At 63.4% G+C, this 22,206-nt stretch carries 21 protein-coding genes; 7 read left to right on the top strand and 14 right to left on the bottom strand.

The annotated features are described in order from the left end of the window. The first annotated feature begins 15 nt into the window (after positions 1 to 15). The 4 genes from DOM41_RS08495 to DOM41_RS08480 all read left to right on the top strand — a co-directional run bounded on the left by DOM41_RS08495 (position 16) and on the right by DOM41_RS08480 (position 5,676). Complete coding sequence (locus tag DOM41_RS08495; protein WP_110686386.1) at positions 16 to 1,695, top strand: methyl-accepting chemotaxis protein; 1,680 nt, start codon at positions 16 to 18, stop codon at positions 1,693 to 1,695. 551 nt (positions 1,696 to 2,246) lie between these two features. After that, positions 2,247 to 2,936 carry an NfeD family protein gene (locus DOM41_RS08490; RefSeq protein WP_110686385.1) on the top strand — a complete coding sequence of 230 codons (690 nt, stop codon included), beginning with the start codon at positions 2,247 to 2,249 and terminating at the stop codon, positions 2,934 to 2,936. Further along, a complete protein-coding gene (locus DOM41_RS08485; protein ID WP_110686384.1) occupies positions 2,936 to 4,369 on the top strand; it encodes an SPFH domain-containing protein in 1,434 nt (477 codons plus the stop codon). The genes DOM41_RS08490 and DOM41_RS08485 overlap by 1 nt, the downstream gene beginning before the upstream one ends. Next, positions 4,369 to 5,676 (top strand): SPFH domain-containing protein, encoded by a 1,308-nt coding sequence (locus tag DOM41_RS08480; protein WP_110686383.1) that lies wholly within the window; start codon positions 4,369 to 4,371, stop codon positions 5,674 to 5,676. The genes DOM41_RS08485 and DOM41_RS08480 overlap by 1 nt, the downstream gene beginning before the upstream one ends. An 86-nt stretch (positions 5,677 to 5,762) precedes the next feature. On the opposite strand, the gene DOM41_RS08475 is transcribed toward DOM41_RS08480, so the two are convergent. The 12 genes from DOM41_RS08475 to DOM41_RS08420 all read right to left on the bottom strand — a co-directional run bounded on the left by DOM41_RS08475 (position 5,763) and on the right by DOM41_RS08420 (position 17,666). Then, positions 5,763 to 7,229 carry a catalase gene (locus DOM41_RS08475; RefSeq protein WP_110686663.1) on the bottom strand — a complete coding sequence of 489 codons (1,467 nt, stop codon included), beginning with the start codon at positions 7,227 to 7,229 and terminating at the stop codon, positions 5,763 to 5,765. A 551-nt stretch (positions 7,230 to 7,780) separates the two neighbouring features. Further along, positions 7,781 to 8,683: a putative RNA methyltransferase gene (locus DOM41_RS08470; RefSeq protein WP_110686382.1), complete on the bottom strand. Its 903-nt coding sequence runs from the start codon at positions 8,681 to 8,683 to the stop codon at positions 7,781 to 7,783. A 136-nt stretch (positions 8,684 to 8,819) separates the two neighbouring features. Then, complete coding sequence (gene phnE, locus DOM41_RS08465) at positions 8,820 to 9,632, bottom strand: phosphonate ABC transporter, permease protein PhnE (protein ID WP_110686381.1); 813 nt, start codon at positions 9,630 to 9,632, stop codon at positions 8,820 to 8,822. Further along, a complete protein-coding gene (gene phnE, locus DOM41_RS08460) occupies positions 9,629 to 10,435 on the bottom strand; it encodes a phosphonate ABC transporter, permease protein PhnE (RefSeq protein ID WP_110686380.1) in 807 nt (268 codons plus the stop codon). Before phnE (DOM41_RS08460) ends, phnE (DOM41_RS08465) begins: the two co-directional genes overlap by 4 nt. Further along, positions 10,432 to 11,247: a phosphonate ABC transporter ATP-binding protein gene (gene phnC, locus DOM41_RS08455; RefSeq protein ID WP_110686379.1), complete on the bottom strand. Its 816-nt coding sequence runs from the start codon at positions 11,245 to 11,247 to the stop codon at positions 10,432 to 10,434. The genes phnE (DOM41_RS08460) and phnC overlap by 4 nt, the downstream gene beginning before the upstream one ends. A 150-nt stretch (positions 11,248 to 11,397) precedes the next feature. After that, positions 11,398 to 12,351, bottom strand: coding sequence for a phosphate/phosphite/phosphonate ABC transporter substrate-binding protein (gene phnD / locus DOM41_RS08450; RefSeq protein WP_110686378.1), 954 nt, complete (start codon positions 12,349 to 12,351; stop codon positions 11,398 to 11,400). A 100-nt stretch (positions 12,352 to 12,451) separates the two neighbouring features. Continuing rightward, complete coding sequence (locus tag DOM41_RS08445; RefSeq protein WP_157956890.1) at positions 12,452 to 12,634, bottom strand: hypothetical protein; 183 nt, start codon at positions 12,632 to 12,634, stop codon at positions 12,452 to 12,454. Positions 12,635 to 12,725: 91 nt separating this feature from the next. Then, positions 12,726 to 13,220, bottom strand: a complete 495-nt coding sequence (locus DOM41_RS08440; protein WP_110686376.1) for a nucleoside deaminase — start codon at positions 13,218 to 13,220, stop codon at positions 12,726 to 12,728. Between the two features lie 44 nt (positions 13,221 to 13,264). Next, entirely contained in the window at positions 13,265 to 14,410 is a 1,146-nt protein-coding gene (gene solA, locus DOM41_RS08435; protein ID WP_110686375.1) for an N-methyl-L-tryptophan oxidase, read from the bottom strand. Between the two features lie 15 nt (positions 14,411 to 14,425). Next, the gene (locus tag DOM41_RS08430) at positions 14,426 to 15,688 is read right to left on the bottom strand and encodes a dicarboxylate/amino acid:cation symporter (protein WP_110686374.1); all 1,263 of its coding nucleotides are present in this window, start codon (positions 15,686 to 15,688) and stop codon (positions 14,426 to 14,428) included. A 123-nt stretch (positions 15,689 to 15,811) separates the two neighbouring features. Then, complete coding sequence (gene yghU, locus DOM41_RS08425; protein WP_110686373.1) at positions 15,812 to 16,666, bottom strand: glutathione-dependent disulfide-bond oxidoreductase; 855 nt, start codon at positions 16,664 to 16,666, stop codon at positions 15,812 to 15,814. 232 nt (positions 16,667 to 16,898) lie between these two features. Beyond that, positions 16,899 to 17,666, bottom strand: coding sequence for an SDR family oxidoreductase (locus DOM41_RS08420; RefSeq protein WP_110686372.1), 768 nt, complete (start codon positions 17,664 to 17,666; stop codon positions 16,899 to 16,901). A gap of 350 nt (positions 17,667 to 18,016) precedes the next feature. On the opposite strand from DOM41_RS08420, the gene DOM41_RS08415 reads away from it, so the two are divergent. From DOM41_RS08415 to DOM41_RS08405, 3 genes are all read left to right on the top strand, one after another. After that, complete coding sequence (locus tag DOM41_RS08415) at positions 18,017 to 18,379, top strand: hypothetical protein (RefSeq protein ID WP_110686371.1); 363 nt, start codon at positions 18,017 to 18,019, stop codon at positions 18,377 to 18,379. A 207-nt stretch (positions 18,380 to 18,586) separates the two neighbouring features. Next, positions 18,587 to 19,162 carry a biotin transporter BioY gene (locus tag DOM41_RS08410; RefSeq protein WP_223160953.1) on the top strand — a complete coding sequence of 192 codons (576 nt, stop codon included), beginning with the start codon at positions 18,587 to 18,589 and terminating at the stop codon, positions 19,160 to 19,162. Then, positions 19,159 to 19,617 (top strand): DUF1284 domain-containing protein, encoded by a 459-nt coding sequence (locus tag DOM41_RS08405; RefSeq protein ID WP_110686369.1) that lies wholly within the window; start codon positions 19,159 to 19,161, stop codon positions 19,615 to 19,617. The genes DOM41_RS08410 and DOM41_RS08405 overlap by 4 nt, the downstream gene beginning before the upstream one ends. Before the next feature lie 7 nt (positions 19,618 to 19,624). Here DOM41_RS08405 and DOM41_RS08400 read toward each other — a convergent pair whose 3' ends face one another. After that, the gene (locus DOM41_RS08400; RefSeq protein ID WP_110686662.1) at positions 19,625 to 21,799 is read right to left on the bottom strand and encodes a mechanosensitive ion channel domain-containing protein; all 2,175 of its coding nucleotides are present in this window, start codon (positions 21,797 to 21,799) and stop codon (positions 19,625 to 19,627) included. Between the two features lie 256 nt (positions 21,800 to 22,055). After that, positions 22,056 to 22,196 (bottom strand): DUF2256 domain-containing protein, encoded by a 141-nt coding sequence (locus tag DOM41_RS08395; RefSeq protein WP_110686368.1) that lies wholly within the window; start codon positions 22,194 to 22,196, stop codon positions 22,056 to 22,058. Between the last annotated feature and the right edge of the window lie 10 nt (positions 22,197 to 22,206).

Raw genomic sequence — 22,206 nt, 5'->3', positions numbered from 1 at the left:
CTGGAGGCACTGGGGATGAGACTGACAAAAACAGGCGGTGCTGGGCCACGCAAGGGCAGCGTCAAACTCAAGCTTTCCGCGGGCTTGGGGTTCCTGATTCTGATGCTGGCGGGCATCGGCCTGGTCGGCATCATGAGTAACCGGGCCACGCAGCACACGATGGAAGAGATCGTCGATCAAGAGCTCGCCACGATGATCGACCTGACCACCGTGCGCGCGTCGATCGCCGATAACCGGGTGATCATGGCGGCTGCCGGCGACGAGCCGCTGACCACTGCTCAGCGTCAGGACGTCGAGGTCAACCGCGGTCGCACCGACGAAGCGTGGGACCGATACTACCCGGCCATGGTCACCAGCGACGCCGAGCAACAGACTGCCGAAGCCTATCTGGCGCAACTCGCCACGCTGCGTCGGCTGCTGGATTCGGGACAGGCCAGCCAGGCGCAGATCGACACGGCCTATACCGAGATTTATAACCTCGTGACGACGCTCTATCGGGGAGCCCGGGACAACGTTCAGCAGGCTTATGTTAATAGCGTCTCGGCCTACGAGTTCACTCGCAACCTGACCATTGGCGTGCTGTTGGCGGGCATTCTGGCGGCGATCGGCATTGGTCTATGGCTCGCGAGAGGCATTATCCGACCGCTGAACGAGGCCACCACCTTCTCCAAGTCACTGGCTTCCGGGGACCTTGGGACGACCGTGTCCAACCCCTACCGCGATGAGTTCGGCGAGCTGCTGGGCGCCATGACCACCATGCGTGACCAGCTAACAGGGGTCATCGGTGAAGTCTCCCGCAACGCCAAGATCGTCGAGTCGGTCTCCGGTGAACTGGCGGCCAGCAACGAGAACTTAAGCCAGCGCACCCAGGAGCAGGCCGCGAGCCTGCAGCAGACGGCCTCGGCGCTCGAGGAGATCACCAACACCGTCAAGCAGAACGCCGACAACGCCAGCGAAGCCGATCAACTGGCGGGTGTCGTCAGCAACAGCGCACAGGAAGGCGGCGCGGTGGTGGGTCAGGCAGTCACGGCGATGCAGGAGATCGACGCGTCCAGCAAGCAGATTTCCAACATCATTGGCATGATCGATCAGATCGCCTTCCAGACCAACCTGCTCGCGCTCAACGCCTCCGTGGAGGCCGCTCGTGCCGGGGAGCAGGGCCGCGGTTTCGCCGTGGTCGCCCAGGAAGTTCGCCAGCTCGCCAGCCGCAGCGCCAATGCCGCCGGCGAGATCAAGCAGCTGGTGTCGGAGAGCGCTGAACGCGTCCGCAAAGGCTCCGAGCTGGTGCAGCGTTCCGGCAACACCCTCACCGAGATCGTCTCCAGCGTGGAGAAGGTGACGTCGCTGGTCTCCGAGATCGCGACGGCCAGCCGAGAGCAGTCTGCCGGCATTCAGCAGATCAACCTGGCCGTGGGCGAGATGGATAGCGTGACACAGCAGAATGCCGGACTGGTCGAGGAATCCACGACCGTGACGAGCCACCTGCAGACGCAGGCCGAGAGTCTGGCCCGAGAGATCGGTTTCTTCAGAAACTACGACCTCCAGGCGGCCGCTGCCCGTCAGCCGGCGCAGCAGTCGCAGCACTCGCCCCAACAGCCGGCCAAACCGGCGGCCAGCGCCCGGCCCGCTTTCCCCACGTCTCGCAGTCCCGCCAAAAGCGAGACCAGCGATACCGATGAATGGAGTGAATTCTAGGGCGTCGACCGCGTCTGACTTCACGGCGCACGATCGCCCAGCCACAACCCACGGCTCGCTGAAAACCGAGCCGTTTGTCGTTCTGCCCGCCGATGCCCGGTCGCTCGACAGGCCCGCGCGGGCGTCGGCCTATCGACGAGTGACGATAGCGACTTTCCGCGGCTCATTGTGTGATCTTTGAGGCACCAAAAGCCATTGAAGTTAGCTCCGCGACATAGCGAATTCATTCGTTTTATTTGTTTTTATTGGCGCCGATTCGGGTCACAGATATTGGCCGGACTTTGCTATCCAGTCCCGACGTCAGGGTCAGCTGGCACGCAAAAATGGCACGACTGTCCAATCTCGCACATCAGCTATAGCCGATCACTGACAACCCTACCGGCTCTGAAATCGCGGGTGGCAGCCAGCGATGGCCCCTCGCCGTCGTTCACTCTTCCGATATTTGTTACAAGTTAAATTTCCGCGTATATTCGCGCGCTTTCTTTAGCGTTAATTTAACGTTTTTTTGACTTACATAATGTATCAATCGTCTACAAAAGAGACATTGACCAATGATGGATGACAACTTGCTGATGGGCATTTATGCCGCCCTGGGGCTTTTTGGCCTGGGGGTCATCGTGGCGGAAAGCGTCGGCCTGAGCGCCGGCGATGGCGACCCTGATGGCGGCGATGCACCGGCGCAAGACGGCGCTTTGGCCAACGGCGATGCCGGTGCAGACGGTGGTGATACGCAAGGAGACGGCGCCGATGGGGTCGCTTCCCGTGGCGGCCAGTACAGCCGCAGCATTCGTGCCGGCCGTCACATCTTCCAACTGCTGTTCCTGCTGCGGCTATTCATCTATTTCTGCGCCGGCTTCGGACCCATGGGACTGATCGCCACGCTGCGCGGCGAGCCGCTGATGACGGGGCTCGCCTGGGCCGTGCCCTCCGGGCTCTTCGTCATGGTCTGCGCCTGGGCAATCCTGAAGTTCCAGCAGCGTGAGTACGACTCCTCGATCACCGACGACGAACTCGTCGGCCGCGAGGGCCACGTCACCATCGCCATTCACCCCAATGAAACCGGCCGTGTGAGAGTCGCGTTTGGCCAGTTAACCCGAGATCGCTACGCCAAAGCCGATAGCCACAAGGTGCTTGCGAAAGGGACACCCGTTCGCATCGTCACCGTGAACGCCGCTGATGTTTCCGTAGAACCCCTGACGCCCCCCGACAATCTGACGCCCTCCGACAAGAAGGAACTCTGATGGATATCGACTCTATCCTCTTCACCATCACCCGAGCACTGCCCGGGCTGGGCAATGCCACGCTCGGCACGGCCGGTTTCGTTGCCGCCGGCGCCGTGGCCGTGGTCATCTTTCTCGGCCTGCTCGCCATGCTCAAGGCGGTCATTCAGGTCTGTCCGCCGAATCAGGTAATGGTCGTTCAAGGCTCCAAGACCAAGACCAATGGCCGCGAGTACGGCTTCCGGGTGATCCTCGGCGGCACCGCCATCGTTATCCCCTTCCTCAATCGCGCGGAGTTTCTCGACCTGAGCGTGCTGCCGATCAACGTCCGGGTCGAGGGCGTCAATTCGGCCAACGGCATCACGGTTGGTGCCGATGCCACGGCCTGCGTCGGTGTCGATATCGAGGATACCGCCCTGCTCTACACCGCGGTCGAGCGCATGCTGGGCAAGTCCCGTGCCGAAATCCACGACCAGATCCACCAGACGATGGTGGGCAACTTCCGCGGCGCCATGAACCGCACGACGCCGCTGCAGGCAATGGGCATGGTCGAGAGCGTGGAGAAGGTCAACGCCGGTGAAACACCGGAAGAGGAAGTCATCTCTTCCGACGAAGGCGAGCGCGCCCGCTTTCGTCAGGACATGCTGGACGATGCCAATGAAGACCTTGCGAGCTTCGGCTTCCGGGTTTTCTCGGTCTCTTTCCAGCGCATCTGGGATAGTTCGGACTACATCAGCAGCCTTGCCACCAAGGCAGTAGCCCACAAGCGCCAGGCGGTCGAAATTCAGGAAGCGAGGCTGCAGGCGGAAGCGGAGAATGCCGAATCCGACGGTCGACGTCGCGAGTCGATTGCCCGCAGCCAGGCGGACGAGTCGATCGTCGAAGCCGAGCAGAACCTGGGGATCGCGCAGGAAGAGAGCCAAGCGAGGATCGATCAGGCACAGAAAGAGGCCGCCGCGCAGGTCGCTCGTGCGCAGTCGCACGCGCAGATCGATGTCGAGAACGCCCAGAATGAGCTGCAGACACTGCGCAACCAGTCGGACGTCACGCTCAAGCCGGAGTTCGAGGCCAAGGCCGCGGAAATCGTCGCCGAGGGTAACGATCAGGCGATCCGCATCCGCCAGGGCGTGCGCAACCAGATGCTCGAGCAGCAGGCAGAAATGATCGGCAAGGCTGGCCACTACGGCCGTATTCCGATGTTCGTGCAGGGCCAGCTGCCACAGCTATTCAAGGCGTACCACCAGAACGCCAAAGAGATCCAGCTCGACAATCTGACCTTCATGGGCGACGACGCCGACAACGGCATGAACGCGGCCATCAACCGCGGTCCCGCCGGCTTCGTCGACTTCCTCGACCGCTTCGAGCAGGCCTTCGGCATCCGTGTCAGAGACTTCACTACCGCTCAGAACACCGCCCCTTCCTCCTCCACCGATACTGAAGCGGAGAGCAACTGATGGCCACGCTCGCCCTATCCTTCTTTCTGCTCGTCACGCTGATCATCATCACGCTGACCTTCCAGTTCGTGCGCAACTTCCGCGTCGTCGGCGCCAACCAGGTCGCCGTCGTCGCCGGCAAGAGTCGCGGCGGCTACCGGACCTACCAGGGCGGCCGAGTCGTGGTATGGCCGATCATCAACAAACGCTTCGACCTGGATCTGCGCCCGCGAACGGCCACCGTCGAGGTTGAGTCGGCGATCGCTCGCGGCATGGTGCCGCTGAATGTGGTCTCCACCGTATCGTTCGCGATCTCCTCCTCCGGCGAAGTGCTGCAGAACGCCATTCGCCGCATTCTCTCGCTCAACGAGAACTGGAACGATCTGGAGAACGTCGCGGCGTCGATCATCGAAGGGCATCTGCGTGACTCCATCGCCACCATGACGCCAGAGCAGGTCATGCGCGACAAGGATGAGCTGGTCCGCAACATGATCCGGGTCTGCAAGAGCGACCTGGAGGCGATCGGGCTGGAGATCACCACCATGAACATCGCCGACGTCGATGATCATCGCCTCACCGGCATGGGCGAAGGCGATCTCTACATTGGCCTGCTCAACCGGGTCGAGTCCGCCTCAGCGCGCTCTCAGGCACGCTCCTCGGAAGCCCGCGCCAAGGCAGACTCCGCAGAAGAGAGCCACCGTCGTCGTGGTGAAGTGGAAGTCCGTCGGCGCGACAACGATCGGGAAGCACTGGAGAACCAGACCAGCGCCTCGGTGGCCGACGAGCGTCAGCGCGGCGCGGTTGGCGTCGAGAAGGCCGAGCGCTCGGGTGTCGCCGACCTGGCCGGCGTCAAGGCGACAATCGAGGCCGAGCGCAGTCGCATCGACTATCTCAACGCCCAGTATCGTGCCGAGATCCTGACTCCAGCGGAGGCCGAGAAACAGCGTCTGGTGCTGGTTGCCGAACGCGAGGCCACCGATTACCGCGGTGTGCGGGAGTCGGAAATCCAGCAGCTCGGCGAGACCATTCGTATCCTCGAGGAGGGTGGCGAAAACGCGCTCAACGCCTACCTCATCGACAACTTCGAATCGCTGATCGAGCCGTTCAGCGGCACCATGATGTTGTTCCCGGCGGACAAGGTGAACGTGCTCGCCGGCTTCGGTGGCCAGCAACACGACCAGATTTCCGCAGTGGAGGCACACCCTATCGAGGCGCACAAGGCGTTCGCGTTGGACGAAACGCTCGGCCACGCCCCCGGCCAGCGCCAGAGTGGCGTCAGCCCGAGCACCGCAGCGGCGTCACAGCAGAGTACCGACCAGCGTCGCTGAGCGCTTACCCTGCCCCAAAAAAACGGCTCGCTTTTCAGCGAGCCGTTTTGCGTTACTGCATCAGATATTGCGGTACTGGCCGCTGGTCACTGCTCGTTACGCTTGGCTTTAACGCCCTCTTCAACGCGACGACCGATGGTTTCGTCGACGTTCTTCCAGTACTCGAAGACGCGCGACAGTACCGGCTCTTCGACCCCACCAGCGACGTGGCCGACGATGTTGTTGACGAGACGATCACGGGCGGCATCGTCCATCACCTTGTTGACCAGGTCATTGGCCTGATTGAAGTCGCCGTCGTCCGGACGCAGCGTGTAGGCGGCGCGGACGAATTCGCCATCGGCCTGCCAGGTCGCATCTTCCGGATAGCGCGCAGAATCGGGTGCTGCCCCGCCTTTGCTATTGGGCGCGTAGACCGGATCGGTCGAATTGTGAATCCGCATCCGACCGCCCTTGCTATAGCTGTGAACCGGGCTCTTCGGCGAATTGACCGGGATGTGCTTGTAGTTGATCCCCAGACGCGCCCGGTGGGCATCAGCGTAGGAGATGGTCCGCGCCAGCAGCATCTTGTCCGGCGAGAAGCCGGTGCCCGGCACAGAGTTGTTGGGCTCGAATGCCGCCTGCTCGATCTCGGTATGGAAATCGGTGGGGTTGCGGTCCAGCGTCATCTTGCCGACTTCGTGCAGCGGATAGTCGCTGTGTGGCCAGATCTTGGTCAGGTCGAACGGGTTGATGCGATACGTCTTGGCATCCTCGAACGGCATTACCTGAACGTGGAGCGTCCAGGTCGGGTAGTCGCCGCGCTGGATGGCGTTGAACAGGTCGCGACGGTGGTAGTCGGCATCCGACCCCGCCATCTGATCCGCCTGCTCCTGGGTCATGCACTTGATGCCCTGGTCGGTCTTGAAGTGGTACTTGACCCAGAAACGCTCGCCCTGGGCGTTGACCCACATGTAGGTGTGGCTTGAGTAGCCGTTCATGTGGCGCCAGGTGGCAGGCACGCCACGATCACCCATCAGCCAGGTCACCTGGTGCGCCGACTCGGGAGACAGCGTCCAGAAATCCCACTGCATGTCGTGGTCGCGCAGACCGTTATCGGCACGACGCTTCTGCGAATGGATGAAGTGCTGGAACTTCATCGGGTCGCGCACGAAGAACACGGGGGTATTGTTACCCACCATGTCGAAGTTGCCTTCCTCGGTGTAGAACTTAAGCGAGAAGCCACGCGGGTCGCGCCAGGTGTCCGGGCTACCGGACTCGCCGGCGACGGTCGAAAATCGCGCGACCATCTCGGTCTTCTTGCCCGGCTGGAGGAAGTCCGCCTTGGTGAACTGGCTGACGTCATGGGTCACCTCGAAGTGACCGAAAGCGCCGCTGCCCTTGGCGTGCGGCTGGCGGTCGGGGATCATTTCCCGATTGAAAGCCGCCATCTGCTCCATCAGGTAGTGGTCGTGCAGTACGATCGGCCCGTCCGGGCCGACCGAGAGGGAATATTCCTGACTGGAAACCGGAACCCCGGCGTCCGTCGTTGTCGGCTTTTGGTTATCGCTGCTCACGGTGATCTCTCCCTGTTCATCGATGTGATGCATGGCGCATCACATGGGTCACTCCATGGCCATCCCGTAAACGGTGCCGCGACAAGCCAAGCTGGCTGTCAGGTTCGCAGCATGATCGCCATGTCCTGCCTACACACAACATTTCCAGGTTGGTGATCAGCGACAGGGCAGCACAAGGTATAGATAGAAACAGGGGTCACTGTCCACAATGCCAAACCGTACTTGGGCCGTCTGGCGCGCATGAATCAGCCAGGTCGGCCCATCGGTTGTGCTCGACCCCCGGCCGACAGGCCGGTGGTGATGGGGACCAGAGATAGTGACAGGCTTTTTGAAGGGTGCTCAGTGATAGCTGTTAAACATGCTACCCATGGCCAGGTTTCATCGGGCACCGCACCAGCGTGCCAATTGCCGACGTGTCGCAACGAGCGCGCTGGAAACCGAGACATTTCTTAGAGATCGTCTTCTCAACGTCATCGCCGGGGCGATGACACGCCCTGGATGCGGACCCCGCCGACCACACCATGGCGTGATTCAGAGGCGGATACGCGGCGTTATCGACGCCCCAGCGTTGTCAGGCGCACGTCGAGGGTGACCGACAGCGACGTCAGCGCTTCCGCCCTCGCCCGCCCTTCGGCGCTGGCGCGGTAGAGATGCGGGGTCATGGTCAGCAGGTCGGCGATCGCCTCGGGGGTTTCGAGGCTGAGCGTAGCGCGCACCGACGTTTCGTATTCCAGGGTGAGCGCCGGGTGGCGCACCGGCTCTCGCTCGGTTGCCTCTTTCACGCTGGGGTAGATGATCTCGCGCAGCTCGCGCAGATGGTCCGGCCCTACCTCCGCCAGCAGCAGCCGACCGCCAGGCTTGAGTACGCGAGCGAACTCGGCGTAGACGGGAAAGCCAAACAGGCAGAGTACGCGGTCGAGCGCGGCATCCTGCACCGGTAGCTTGGCGTTACTGGCGACTACCCAGGTCGCGCCCTCTCGCTTTGCAGTCGCGTCAGCGGTCGCATTGGCTTGCGCGTCGCGGTGCAGCGCGCGCGCCTGCCTGGCCCCGCGCAGCACCGCCCACTTGGAGATGTCCAGCCCCATCAGTGAGAGCGCCACGTTCCGATCGCCGGCGCTGGCCGCGAGACGCCGCAGGTAGTAGCCCTCGCCGCAGCCAGCATCGAGACAGGCCAACGGCCGTTCGGGCGAAGCCCCGGCCAGCACGGCCTCGGCAATGGCATCGGCGATGCCCTGGTAGTGGCCCGCGTTCAGGAAGCGCTCGCGGGCGGCGACCATCGCCTTGCTGTCGCCGGGATCGCGGGAACGCTTGTGCTGCACCGGGAGCAGATGAAGGTGGCCCTCTCGGGCGACATCGAAACTGTGGCCGGCCTCGCAGCACCAGCGACGGCCTTCACGGCGCAGCGGCAGGGCGTCGAGGGGGCAGGCAAGCGCATCGAAGGGGGTCAGACGCATGACATTCTCGTGGACTGGCAAAGCCGCTCAGTCTACGCGACACCGCGGCGCCTAGGCAGCCGAATGCCGCGAGACTCGCACGCGATGAGCGCTGGGGCGCCGCGCTTGCCAGCGTCACCCACGCTGACGACCGGCGCTAGATCACCGCGCGACGAAGTTTCGCCGACACCCACTCGCTGACCACCACCGTGCCCAGAATCAGCAGTAGGATCATCGTCACCTGCGGCCAGGCGAGCACGTTGATCGACGACTGCAACTTGAGGCCGATACCGCCGGCGCCGACGAGTCCGAGAATCGTGCTCTCGCGAATGTTGATGTCCCAGCGGAAGACGCCGATGGCGATGAACGTCGGCACGATCTGCGGAACGATGGCGTAGTTCAGCACCTGCACCGAGCTGGCACCGGTGGCGGAGACCGCCTCGACCTGCTTGGTGTCGATCTCCTCGATCGCCTCATATAGCAACTTGCCGACGAAGCCGATCGAGCGCAACGCGATGGCGACGATACCGGCGAGCAGTCCGGGGCCGATGATCGCCACCAGCAGCAGTGCCCAGATAAGCGAGTTGATCGAACGAGAGGCAACAATGATGAACAGCGCCACGGGCCGAAGAAAGCGCGCCGATGGCGTGGTATTGCGCGCGGCGAGAAATGCCACCGGCACCGCCATGACGATGCCACCGAGCGTGCCGAGAGTGGCAATGTTGAGCGTGTCCCAGAGCGGCTCGAGCAGCTCCGGTAGATAGCCCCAGCGCGGCGGCACCATACGGCTACCGATGTCCATCGCCTGGCGCGGCGCGTCGCTGACGAACGCCCAGATGGTGTTCTCGGTCATCACCTGCCAGCAGTAGACGAACAGGGCCACCAGCAACAACCAGGCGAACCAGACCATGAGACGCGTCCGCGGCGGGCGTGGCGCCCAGACCTCTCGATAGTGAGTCATCTCGCTCATTGTAGAAACTTCCTCACGTAGCCGGAGGCGTACTCCGACAGCATCACGATGACGATGATCAGCAGCAGAATCGCCCCGGCGCTGTCGTACTCGTAGCGATCGATCGCGGTATTGAGCGTCGCCCCGATCCCCCCGGCACCGACGATGCCGATGACCGAGCTCTCGCGAAAATTGATGTCCAGGCGATACAGCGAGAGCCCGATCAGCCGTGGCATCACCTGCGGCTGGATGGCGTAGTTGATCAGCTGCCACCAGGAGGCACCGGTGGCGGCAATCGCCTCGGCCTGACGCTCGTCGATCTCCTCGATGTCGTCAGCGAGCAGCTTGGCGAGAAAGCCGATGGTGGCGAACGAGAGCGTGAGAAAGCCGGCGAAGGGCCCGAATCCGAACATCGCCACCAGAAAGATCGCGATGATGATCTCCTGGAGCGAGCGGCTCACCGCGATGATGCCGCGACACACCAGATAGACCGGCGGTGGCGTCAGATTGCGTGCCGCTCCGATGCCGATGGGCACCGAGATCAGGATACCCACGACCGTCGAGGTCAGCGTCATGGTGAGGCTCTCGATGAGCCCTTGGGCAATATCGTCCCAGCGGCTGACGAAGTCCGGCTGCAGGAAGCCCGCGACGAAGCGCTGGCCTCGCTCGAGCCCGACCACCACCCGCTGCCAGTCGATGTCGATGGTGCCGAGTGCCAGCATCAGATAGATCACCGCTCCGACTGCCAGCCCCCAGCGCCAAGCGCGCCGCTTGACGATCTGGGGTGGGCGGCGCCAGGTATCGGCGTACGTCACCTCGGTCATGTGCCGACTCCCACCAAGCGCAGCGCACTCTCGGCTTCGTCGTCATCACGGCTCTCTTGTTGCATGGCGTGCCAGTCATCGGCGCCATAGATCGTCGAGAGCGCCGTCTCGTCGAGCGTCGAGGGGTCACCGTCGAATACCACTTTGCCCGCGCTGAGACCGACCACGCGCTGCACGAACTGGCATGCCAGCGGCACGTCGTGAATGTTGACGATGGCCGGTAGCTTGCGCTCGGCACAGATTTCGGTGAGCAGCCGCATGATCTGGCGACTCGTCTTGGGGTCGAGGCTCGCGGTAGGCTCGTCGACCAGAAGCAGTTCCGGCTCCTGCGCCAGCGCACGGGCGATCCCCACCCGCTGCCGCTGGCCACCGGAGAGCGCATCGGCGCGTTTGTCCGCGTGCTGCAACAGTCCCACGCGGTCGAGCAGTGCATAGGCGCGGCGGACATCGTGAGGCTCGAAGCGACGCAGGCAGCTGCGCCAGAACGGCACGTAGCCGAGTCGGCCGGAGAGCACGTTCTCCATGACCGTCAGCCGTTCGACCAGCGCGTACTCCTGAAAGATCATGCCGATACGTCGACGCTGGCGACGCAGCGGCCGTTTGCCGAGTCTGGCCAGATCGCTGTCACCGAGCAGAATGCGCCCCTCGGTGGGTTCCACCAGCCGATTGATACACCGAATCAGGGTCGACTTGCCCGCCCCGGAAGGGCCGATCAGACCGACGATCTGGCCTTTCGGCACGCTCAAAGAAATATCGGTCAATGCCTTATCGCCGGTGCGATAGGTCTTGGAAAGGGAGTCTATCTGGAGCATGACGTTTCCTCAGACGAGCGGCAAAGCCGACACGCGAGTGGCCTTCGGCATCCTCTCGCCCATGCCCCCGCCCGCCGTGCCATACCACTCGCTTCTGTCAGCGAATGCGACGCTCGGCCGTGACGGTCGAGCGCCGCACCGAAGGACCAATCAGTTGCAGCTATAGCTGACGCCGTTGGCCTGATCGATCTTGCGGATGACGTCCCAGTCGTCCTTGAAATTGATCTCGATGAACTGGCTCTCACCGGAGTTGGCGAACTCTGCCTCGAGCCCCGTACCACTCCAGTCAAAGTCGAAGAACGCCTGGCGAATCTTCTCCTGAAGTTCCGGCTTGAGGTTGTAGACGGTGCCGTAGCCAGTGGTGGGGAAGGTCTGCGATTGGTAGATCGATTCGACCTGATCTTCGTCGATCACGTCGCGGTCGATCATGCGTGTCAGGACCGAGTTGGCGATGGCAGCCGCCGGATAGTCGTGGTTGGCGACGCCGAGAATCGAGGTGTCGTGGGCGCCGGAGAAGACCGGTTCGAAATCGGTTCCCGCTTCCATATCGAAATCGGACTTCAGAATCGCCGACGGCGCCTTGTAGCCGGAGTTGGAGGTCTCGGAGGTGAACGCAAGTTCCTTGCCCTCTAGGTCCTCGACCGACTCGATGCCCGAACCCGGATAGGTGATGATCTCCATCTCGTAGCCGAAGGAGCCATCGTCGGCCGCCATCATCGCAAAGGGCCGGAAGCCGGCGCAGGCCACCGCCAGCGGGTTGGAGCCGGTGTTGAAGCCCGCGACGTGCAGGCGTCCGGCACGCATCGCCTCGATCTGGGCGGCGTTGGACTGCACCGGGAAAAACTGCACCTTCTTGCCGGTCTCCTCGGCCATGTGGTCGAGAAACTCCGACCACACATCGGCATAGACTGCCGGGTCTTCCACCGGCGTATAGGAGAAGATCAGCGTGTTCGGGTCGAGCCATTCGGACGCGTCGGTGGGCACGTCGGCAACCAGATCGCCGTCCTGATCGGCATAACGATCGCTGAGCTGGAAATCGGCCGTGGCCGGCAGTGCGAAAGCCGCACCGAGCAAACCCGCGAGCAGTGGAGTCGTCAGTTTCATAAGCTGTTTATCGCCTTGTTTTTGCGGAAAGCGTTCCCTGAAAACCCCAGTACGCTATCGCAACGGCCATGACAGTTTGACGACATCCCCTCGCCCGACATCAGACGCCCAGAGTCTTTCCCTCCCTCTCGCGGGCAGCGTCATTCGAGTCGGGCGCCTCCTCTGGCTCGGCCCGCTCGATCATCATGAGCCGCCCGCGCCTCGCATCGTAGGCGTCCTCTCGGGTGGCGGCGGTGGCGAAGCCCTCGCAGATCGGTGCCTGCGCCAGCGAGATGAACTGCACTCGCCACAGCCAGCGAGCATGGCCTTGCCGACCGAATTGTCCCCGAGCGTCCATAAAAGCAACGAGGCGAGGTGCTCGGGAGGTATTGGCATCAGCCGGTGTGACAGCGCCGGTGCAGCGCATACACTCGCTGATCGTAACCTTCGATCGGACCGATGACGTCGGCACTTGGCAGGACGTCACGAATCGAGAGCATGGCCACCGGCGCCGGATCGACGCCGAACTCGGCGAGCCATTGTGTGAGCTGTGCAGCAGAGCTGGCGTAGACGATGCGCCCCAGCCCCGCCCAGCCGTGGGCGGCGGCACACATCGGACAGTGCTCCCCCGAGGTGTAGACCGTGGCCACCGCCCTGGCCGCCGGCTCGAGGTTGTCAGCGGCCCAGCGGGAGAGCGCGAACTCGGGATGTCGAGTGGCCTCACCGGTGTTGATGCGATTGCGCGCCTCGGCGAGCACGCGACCGTCGGCGCCGACCAGGACGCTGCCGAAGGGCTCGTCGCCCGCCTGCAGCGCGGCCTCGGCCAAGGAGATCGCGCGCTCGAGGTGGCGTTTCTCGTTGGCTTTGATCGTCGGGGATTCATCGCTCATCGCAGTTACCTGATGACAGGAGTGGCGACACGAACAGCGTGTCTTTAGCCGAAGCGCGCGAGGCCGAAGGCCCCGAGCGCGGGCGAGGCCCGCTCCGATTCGAGCCATTGCCCCAGCGACTCGCCCAGGGCACTGGCGAACTTGAACCCATGGCCGGAGAAACCGCCGGCGACGATCAGCCCCGGTAGCGGCTCGTCGATCAGGAAGTGCTCGTCCGGCGTGCGGATGTACTGACACACCGCGCCATGCTTCATTACGCCGACGCCAGGCAGATAGCGGTCGATCACCTGCTGAAGCTCCGGACTGTCGTCAGGATGCTCGCCGAAACCAAGCATCGGCTCCCCTGGCTGCAGCGGCTGACCGGCATCGTGGCGGCCGATCTTGAAGCCGGCGCCGTCGATATCGGGGAAGCCGTAATAGACGCCCAGCGCGTCGTCGGTGAGGCTGAAACCGGCGAAATCGGTGCTGGTGTAGCGGGCATCCGCCTCGAACCAGGCAAATGTCTTGCGCACCCGCGTCAGCGGCAGCTCGAATCCCAGTCCGGCCATCAACGGCGCCACGTGCTGGCCGGCGGCGAGCAGCACGCGGTCGGCGCCGAAGCGGCGGCCGTCGGCGCAGCGCGCGACATAGCCGCCACCGGGTTGCGGCTCGAGCGTGACCACCGGCGCATCAGCGGTGAGCGTGACGTTGGCGCTCTGCGCCACCCGCTCGCGCCAGCGCGCCAGAATACGCTCGACCCTTAGCACCCCCGCCTCGCGTTCGAACGCCACACTCATCGTGTCGTCGAGCCGCCAGCCGGGCCAGCGCTGCGAGGCCGCCACCCCGTCGAGCACCTCCAGCGACAGCCCATGGGTGTCGGCACTGGCCGCTACCTGGCGCACGAAGGGTGCCGTGGCGGGGCCGATATTGGTGATGCCGACAGGCAGGAACAGTGACTCGCCAGTCGCCGCCTCCAGCTCGCGCCAGCGCTCGAGCGCCCGCACAGCCAGCGGGACGTACCCCGCTCCTTCCCCGTAGGCCAGCCGGATCAGGCGCGTTTCGCCGTGATGGGCGCCCTGGTCGTGGGGCGGGCTGTGCGCGTCGAGCACGTTCACGGAACCATTGGCGTTTTCCGCCAGCCAGTCCGCAGCGGCGAGCCCCATGCTCCCTCCGCCGATGACCAGGCAGTCGGTCTTTGCCTCGAGCGTCATCGTCTTTTCTCCCTTTCAGATTCGGCCGGCGTCGGTTTCGCGAGGCGCAGGAGCGGCATCCGGCTCTCGCTCGCTCTGAGCGATAATCGCCGTGCCGGTGAGATCACCGGTGACGTTGAGCGCGGTGCAGCCCATCCCCACCAGCGCATCGATGGCGGTAAGCATGGCCACGATCTCGATGGGCAGGCCAACCTGAGCGAAGACCGTCGCGATCATCACGATGCCGGCACCTGGGACCCCTGCCGTGCCGATCGAGGTGAGCGTACCGATCAACACGATCTGGATCATGCTCGAGAGGTCCAGCGGAATGCCGGCGACGTTGGCAGCGAAGACGGCGGAGATGGCGATGCGGATCGCCGCGCCGTCCATGTTGACGGTGGCGCCGAGCGGCAGGCTAAAGGCGTAGAGCGATCGGGAAAGCCCCAGGCGTTGGGCGGCGTTGAGCGTCAGCGGCAAGGTGCCGGTGCTACTCTGGGTGGCGAAGGCGGTCGCCATCGGCGTTCGCGCTTCACGAAAGAAGGCACCGAGCTGCACGCCAAAGAGTTTCATCAGCACGCAGTAGACGAAAAGATGCACGGCCAGCGCGACATAGAGCACCACCACCATGGTACCGAGCGACAGGATCGTATCGAGGCCCTGCTCGGCGACCGTACCGGCGACGATCGCGAACACGCCGATCGGCACATATTGCAGCACCCCCGCCATCACCTTCATGGTCACCGCGTTAAGCCCGTCGATCACACCGAAGAGTCTCTCCGCCGCCGCCGATGACGGCCCATCGCTCTGACGCAGCTTCAGCAGCGCAATGCCAAACACGAACGCGGTGAAGATGATGCCCAGCAGATTGGGCGCGGCGAAGGCGGCGACGATGTTATCTGGCACGATCGACAGCAGCACGCTGACAAGCCCCGGGTTGTCGGGGACATCGAACGTCGCATCGGCGGGTGGCGACAGCCCACTGCCCGGCTCGAGCCAGGTCGCCACTATCAGCCCCACCACGATGGCAACCGCCGAGGTGGCGACGTAGTAGAGAAATACCTTGCCGCCGATGCGGCCCATACGCCCCAGTTCCGCCTGGTTGATCCCGACGATCAGCGTGAACAGCACGATCGGTACGATCAGAAACTGCAGCAACCGCAACAGCAGATCGCCGAAGGGGGAAAGCCACGCCGCGACGCTATCGCCGCCGATCAGTCCGACCGCAACGCCGAGTATCAGCGCAAGGGTCACGCGAAGAATGAGAGAGGCGTCGAGATAGCCTCGAAGCAGTGATTGCATGCCTATGCCTTATCGATCGACTGGAGAAATCAGCGTCGTTTACGCCATCGCCCCATTATCACCGTTTTGTCCCCGGAAACGAAAAGCCCGGCGCGAGGCCGGGCTAGGAGTCATCGACGACTTTCAGCCGCCGATCTTGTCCTGCGTCTTCGTCTCGAAGTCGCTGGCGTCATGGCGCTCATGAAGCTGCGTCTCCGGCTCGCCGAAGGTCCGATTGACCATGCGCCCGCGCTGCACCGCCGGACGGGCGTCGATCTGTTTGGCCCAGCGCATCACGTGGGTGTAGCTCTCGACCTGGAGGAATTCGGCGGCGTCGTAGAGCCGGCCGAGCACCAGCTGGCCGTACCACGACCAGGTCGCGATGTCAGCGATGGTGTACTCGTCACCGGCCAGATACTCGGTCTCTGCCAGACGACGGTCGAGCACATCGAGCTGTCGCTTGGTTTCCATGGTGAAGCGATCGATGGCGTACTCGATACTGACCGGCGCATAAGCGTAGAAGTGCCCGAAACCGCCACCGAGGTAGGGGGCGCTCCCCATCTGCCAGAACAGCCAGTTCATCGTCTCTACGCGCGTGGCAGGGTCGCTCGGCAGAAAGGCGCCAAACTTCTCGGCGAGATGGATCAGAATCGAACCGGACTCGAACACGCGCAGTGGCGTCTCCCCGGTGTGATCCACCATCGCCGGAATCTTGGAGTTCGGATTGATCTCCACGAAACCACTGCCGAACTGATCGCCATCGCCGATGTTGATCAGCCAGGCGTCGTACTCGGCCTCCTTGCCCAGCGCCATTAGCTCCTCGAACATGACACCGACCTTGACCCCATTGGGGGTGGCGAGCGAGTAGACCTGAAACGGATGCTCGCCGACCGGCAGCGCCTTGTCGTGCGTCGGGCCGGCTACCGGCCGATTGGTCTTGGCGAATTTTCCACCGCTCTCTTTCGGCTCCCAGACCTTGGGGGGCGTGTAATCGCTCATGCTCTCTCCTGAATCGATTGCTAGATCGTGTGCCGATGACTGTCGGGCCCGTTAGCGGCCCCATCGGCTGTGTGACCTGAAAGGTAGCGGGTTAATGAAAAAGCATCGACCGCTGTTTGTCACACGTCGCTGACCAAAAACGCCGAAGATAACCCCGACTGTCCACCTTGCTGCGTCGCGGCGGCCTTCAGGGCGAAGAGACCCGCGCTGCCGAGACTGGCTTCAACCTGTTCTAAACCATGCCGCCATTGGCACGGAGTATCTGGCCGTTGATCCATGAACCCTGGGGACCTGCGAGAAAGGTCACCACGCCGGCGATCTCGTCGGGTTGGCCCACGCGCTCGAACGGCGACATCGCGGCGATCTTCTGCACGGTTTCCTCGCTCTTGCCATTGAAAAAAAGCTCGGTCGCGACCGGCCCCGGCGCCACCGCATTGACCGTGATCTCACGGCCGCGGAGTTCATTGGCGAGGACACGAACCAGCCCCTCGACGCCGGCCTTGCTGGCGATATAGGCACCGTAGCCGGGGAACGACTTACCGATCACCGAGGACGTCAGAGCAATGATCCGCCCGCCCGACGAGAGCGTTTCCGCCGCTTTCGCCATGACCAGCCAGCTACCGCGCAGATTGGTGGCCAGTGTCCGGTCGAGCACCTCGACGTTGTCGCTCGTCATCTCCGCCATCTGCATCATGCCGGCATTGTTGACGACCACATCGAGTCGCCCGAAGCGCGCCAGCGTCTGCGCGAAAAGCCGCGCCACCGCCTCGGTGTCGGCGATATCGGCCTGGATCGCTTCGGCGACCCCACCGCTCGCGGCGATCGTCTTCACCGTCTCCTCTGCCGCTGCCACGTTGCTGGCATAGTTGACCACCACCGCGAATCCGTCTGCCGCCAGCGCGGCGGCGGTGGCTCGGCCGATACCGCGGGAGCCGCCGGTAACCAGCGCCACCTTCTGGCGAGTGTCCGTTATTGGGGCATCGATCGTTGAGTCAGTCATCAGCTTTCTCCAAGAATTGTAGGCTGCGGGCTATCGTTGAAGGCGCGAAGGATAACCCGCGCCTCGGCCGAGATAGGCAAAGTGCATCGGCGATCGTCAAAGACTTAATTAAAGCCCGAAATCGGCAGGTCGATAGTGAAAGCGAGCACCAGCGAGTCTGGCTGCCCCGCCGTTCGAATCTTTCCCATGGGTCGATGAGCCTTAGCATTAGGTCGACCCCCCCGGCGTATCGATTGCGAAGACGGCATGATGCGTAACGCAGGACCGTCCCACCGCCGTCGCGGTCGATACTTCAGGAGAGTCTCATCAAAACGTCAATCTTCGCACTCAGCGTACTGGCAATTGCCACCTTGTCCGGCTGCGCCTCCACTCGCCCGCCGGGAGCGGGAACGGCGCTCGACGCCGCCACCACGGCCTACGCACTCGATCACGGTTATAGCGAAGCGAATCCGCTGCTTTCCGGGATCGGTGACCCCTATCTCACGGCACTGGCCGTGGTCGGATTGAAACAGGGCGTGAAGTACGCGCTTCACGAATACGGTGGCTTGAGCGAGGAGTGCGCCCACGACGGCATCGAGACGGCCGGCATGGCAGCCGGCGGCTGGAACCTGGCCACCATCGCGGGGGCAGCGACGGGGCCAGGGCTATTGGTTAGCGCACTGTTCGGCGGCGGCTACTGGCTGTGGAGCGACGGTCAGAGCGCCTGTCGCTGATCGAACCCGCCGAGGCGATATCGGCCCCAGCGCACGTCACGCGCCGCCAGCCGCGGGTAGCTATCGGGTAACGCGACACACATGGCTAGCGTGGAGATCGTCAATCTGGACAAGGGGCTTGCCTTGAGCGATTGAATCGCCGTCGACGAACGCGCTACAGTCGCGCAGTTAACTTTTACAGAAATAAAGGGTAACTGATCGATGGTGATGCTCTCTTCCCTCGCGACGCCCCAAGCCCAGGGCCTGACGTCTCGATCGCGCACTTGGCAGCTCGGCGCTATCGTCGCGGGCACGCTGGCATTGACGCTTTCGTCCTATGCCCAGATTCCCATGGTGCCGGTACCAGTCACGCTACAGATGCTGGCGGTGACGCTCATCGGGGCGCTCTACGGCTGGCGCCTGGGCGCACTGACGGTCATGGCCTGGCTGGGCGAAGCGGCAGTCGGGCTGCCGGTACTGGCCGGGGGTGCCAGCGGCTGGAGCGCCTTCATGAGCCCCAGCGCTGGCTATCTCTTAGCCTTTCCGCTCTGTGCGGCACTCTGCGGCTGGCTCGCCGAACGCGGCTGGGATGGCCATCGTCCCTGGTTCGCCGGCATCAGCCTGCTGGCTGCCAACCTGCTCTGCCTGCTGATAGGGACGGCCTGGCTAACGCCACTGGTGGGGATCGAATCGGCGATCGCGGTGGGGACAGTGCCGTTTCTGGTCGGAGCATTGCTCAAGTCCGCGCTCGGCGCCGTCACGCTCCGGCTACTGGCGCAGATCCAGGCGCGCGGCCGCCGATGAGCGTGGCGCTACGCGCGCATCATCTGCTCTGCGTGCTCACCTACGTCGGCCGGGGTTACAGCGAAGCGTTCGTTGCCAACTACGACGCTCTGGCGCGGCGGATCATCGCCGGCGAGCCGATACGACTGGTCGCGGGGCCGGACGATATTTGCGCCCCGCTACTCGCCCCCACCGCCAGCGCGCCGGCCCACTGCCGGCAACCGAGCGTGGTCGAGCGCGATGCGGCGGCCCGCCACGAAGTCGCCGCGCTGCTCGGGCGAGCGCTTGCCGTGGGTGACACGTTCACGCTGGACGCCGACACGCTTTCCCGTCTTCGCGACGGGTTCCGCGCCAATGAGATCCGCACTGCTTGCGTGGACTGCCAGTGGAGCGCGCTGTGTACGCGTGTCGCCGACACCGGCTACCGGGACGTTCGCATTGTCACCGCACCGACTGCCGAATCGCCGGCGACGTGACTGACGGCTAACGCCTACCCTCCTCATCCTCGTCAGAGGCTTTATCATCCTCAGCGCCGCGGCGGCCCCGGCGTCGCGTCTCGTCGGTTTTACGCCCATCCGCGTCTCGCCCGTCGGAACCTGGCTCATCCGCGCCATGCTCATCCGCGCCATGCTCATCCGCGCCATGCTCGTCCGCGTCATACGCGTCCGTCTCGTGAGCGTATCGCCGCGACGGGGCGATCTTGTGGCTCTCATCGGCATCGGTATCGTCCCAGTCCGGCGCACCGCCTGATTCCCCGCGCGGCTCGCTCGCCTCGTCATCCTGACGATCTTCGTCGCTGGTGGGCCCGGGCGGCTGCTCGTCCTCACTCTCCTCGGCATTGTCATACCCACTCTGGTTAGCGTTGCCCGTTGCGCCATCCTCGTTGTCGTGACGAAACGCTTGTTCGCCGTGTTCGCGATTTTGCGTGCCCTTTTCAGCGGTTGGCGCGCCATTCGTGCCACTGGCATTGCGCTGATTGGCGCCCAGGGTAATGTCTTCCTGACTGATCACCATCACGTCACGCGGCCACCAGTCCGGGTGGTTGTCGCGCACGAAGGCCATCAACTTCTCCAGCACGCTCATCTGAGCGGCCCACCCCGACAGCGGGTCGGATGTCATCAAATAGCAGGTGATCGTCTGCGACGTGCCGCTCTGCGCGGTGACGTAGGAGAGCAGCTTGTGATGCTCGATGACGCTCTCCTCCTCCTTGGCGAAGGCGAAAAAGCGCTCCCGAATCACGGCCACGTCGGCATTCAGGTGCAGCGACAGCTCCAGACTGCGGTACTCCTTGACGTTCTTGGAGGAGAGATTCTCGAACGGCTGGGAGGCGAAATAAGTGACCGGCACGACGATGCGGCGTTCGTTCCAGGCGCGAAGTCGGATAAAGGTGTAGAAGATGCCCTCGACATAGCACCACTGCCCTTCGAACATCACGAGATCGCCGATCCGGATGGGCTTGGCGAGCGAGAGCTGAAACGAGGAGAGAATGTTGCCGAGCACGGCCTGACCCGCGACACCGACCAGCACCGCCAGCACACTCGCCGATGCCAGGATCGAGAGTCCGAGCGTCTCGAACAGCTGTACCTGACCCAGAACGTAGACCGAGACGACCGACACGGTGATCAGAATGATGACCCGCCGCAGCGCATAGAGCGATGTGAGCAGTCGGCGATCATCCTTGAGTTTGAGGTCGTCGATCTGTCCCATCAGTCGGCGCATCATCTTCAGCATCACGGCGTCGACCACACGCAGTGCGATGGTGCCGATCCCCCAGGCCAGCACGCCCATCAGTATCACCCGCAGCGTGGTGGTTGCTGCCGCCGAAAACGAGACGACGTAGTCGAGCAGGGTCTGGGTCGTCAGCGACATCGCGATCAGCGCCAGCGGCACACGCACCTGCCCGGCGAAGACACTGCGCGAGCCGGATGGCAGGAGTTTCGCCAACCACCCCACCAGGCTGTAGACGGCCCATCCTACGAGACCGATGAAAAGGAAGACGATCGGCAGCGCGATCCACTCCCAGATTCGAAGCATCCCGAAGGTGCTCTTGAATCGATCAGGGATGAAATCCTCGAAAGCCGACGGTCCGTACTCGGTATAGAGCCGTGGGATGGGTTCGATACTGTCCGACATGAACAGCCAGACCGGGTCCGCCTCTCCCACGCGGTAACGGCCGAGGCGAATATCGTAGGCATCGTTACCGAGACTGAGCGAAGCCAGCTCGATGTTGCGTCGCGGGTCGCTGGTCTGGGTGCTCTGCTTGGTGATCTGTTCGGTCGCGCCGTCGGGTCGTCCGGAAAGACTCCTCGAGGTCAGCCACTCCCCGCGTCGCAGCACCTCAGAGAGTTTCCGCGCAAGCTCCGCACCGCGTTCGCGCTGATCCGCTGGCGAAAGATCGGAGAGGTTGAGGATATGCGCCGCGGCGGCATAATCACCGCTATCAGTCAGATCCAGAAAACTGCGGATCGCCTCTCGGGGCGTCCGCAGATTGACCGCGTCCGGCACCGCACCGAGGCCTTCGTTGATGGCATCGGTCACGTACCAACTGCCCTCGTCGACTTCTCTGACCTGCGCCTGCGCCGCCGCACTGGCGAGCGTCATCAGCAGGGTGACGAGCGTGACCGTCAGCCATCCCCGCAAAACGCCGTTTCTCTTCATCATCCGTTATCGTGTCCTTGGGACTTCCGTTGTGCCCTGACGGATCGTCATCGATCCGATGGTTGTTTGTCATGTCTCATCGGCGCAAGGCCTGACCAGCGAGTCATTGCTTCCCCTGCGTCGGCGGAGAAGCTTAAAGGTCCTGCACGCCCGAGACTTCAACCCAAGTATAGAAATCGCGCGACATGACCCACGCCGCGTCTCTCAAACGATCTCCTTCTCCTAGCAATCCCCCTCCCTTAGAGATCCCCCTCCCTTAGGCTTTGCCCCGGCGCCGACACCGCTCGGAGCAGTAGACCACATGCTCCCAATCTCGTGCCCACTTCTTGCGCCAGGCGAAGGACCGTTCACAGACCGGGCAGATCTTGGTCGGTAGATGAGGTTTACGATGCGCCAATATTGGCTCC

This window comes from Salinicola aestuarinus, assembly GCF_003206645.1.
Lineage (GTDB): Bacteria > Pseudomonadota > Gammaproteobacteria > Pseudomonadales > Halomonadaceae > Salinicola > Salinicola aestuarinus.
This window is presented reverse-complemented; position numbering and strand designations above follow the sequence as displayed.

What these genes read in the sequence shown, in the direction of transcription:
- DOM41_RS08495 (WP_110686386.1), top strand. Translation starts at nt 16, where the DNA reads ATGAGACTGACAAAAACAGGCGGTGCTGGGCCACGCAAGGGCAGCGTC.
- DOM41_RS08490 (WP_110686385.1), top strand. Translation starts at nt 2,247, where the DNA reads ATGATGGATGACAACTTGCTGATGGGCATTTATGCCGCCCTGGGGCTT.
- DOM41_RS08485 (WP_110686384.1), top strand. Translation starts at nt 2,936, where the DNA reads ATGGATATCGACTCTATCCTCTTCACCATCACCCGAGCACTGCCCGGG.
- DOM41_RS08480 (WP_110686383.1), top strand. Translation starts at nt 4,369, where the DNA reads ATGGCCACGCTCGCCCTATCCTTCTTTCTGCTCGTCACGCTGATCATC.
- DOM41_RS08470 (WP_110686382.1), bottom strand. Translation starts at nt 8,683, where the DNA reads ATGCGTCTGACCCCCTTCGATGCGCTTGCCTGCCCCCTCGACGCCCTG.
- phnE (WP_110686381.1), bottom strand. Translation starts at nt 9,632, where the DNA reads ATGAGCGAGATGACTCACTATCGAGAGGTCTGGGCGCCACGCCCGCCG.
- phnE (WP_110686380.1), bottom strand. Translation starts at nt 10,435, where the DNA reads ATGACCGAGGTGACGTACGCCGATACCTGGCGCCGCCCACCCCAGATC.
- phnC (WP_110686379.1), bottom strand. Translation starts at nt 11,247, where the DNA reads ATGCTCCAGATAGACTCCCTTTCCAAGACCTATCGCACCGGCGATAAG.
- phnD (WP_110686378.1), bottom strand. Translation starts at nt 12,351, where the DNA reads ATGAAACTGACGACTCCACTGCTCGCGGGTTTGCTCGGTGCGGCTTTC.
- DOM41_RS08440 (WP_110686376.1), bottom strand. Translation starts at nt 13,220, where the DNA reads ATGAGCGATGAATCCCCGACGATCAAAGCCAACGAGAAACGCCACCTC.
- solA (WP_110686375.1), bottom strand. Translation starts at nt 14,410, where the DNA reads ATGACGCTCGAGGCAAAGACCGACTGCCTGGTCATCGGCGGAGGGAGC.
- DOM41_RS08430 (WP_110686374.1), bottom strand. Translation starts at nt 15,688, where the DNA reads ATGCAATCACTGCTTCGAGGCTATCTCGACGCCTCTCTCATTCTTCGC.
- yghU (WP_110686373.1), bottom strand. Translation starts at nt 16,666, where the DNA reads ATGAGCGATTACACGCCCCCCAAGGTCTGGGAGCCGAAAGAGAGCGGT.
- DOM41_RS08420 (WP_110686372.1), bottom strand. Translation starts at nt 17,666, where the DNA reads ATGACTGACTCAACGATCGATGCCCCAATAACGGACACTCGCCAGAAG.
- DOM41_RS08410 (WP_223160953.1), top strand. Translation starts at nt 18,587, where the DNA reads ATGCTCTCTTCCCTCGCGACGCCCCAAGCCCAGGGCCTGACGTCTCGA.
- DOM41_RS08405 (WP_110686369.1), top strand. Translation starts at nt 19,159, where the DNA reads ATGAGCGTGGCGCTACGCGCGCATCATCTGCTCTGCGTGCTCACCTAC.
- DOM41_RS08400 (WP_110686662.1), bottom strand. Translation starts at nt 21,799, where the DNA reads ATGAAGAGAAACGGCGTTTTGCGGGGATGGCTGACGGTCACGCTCGTC.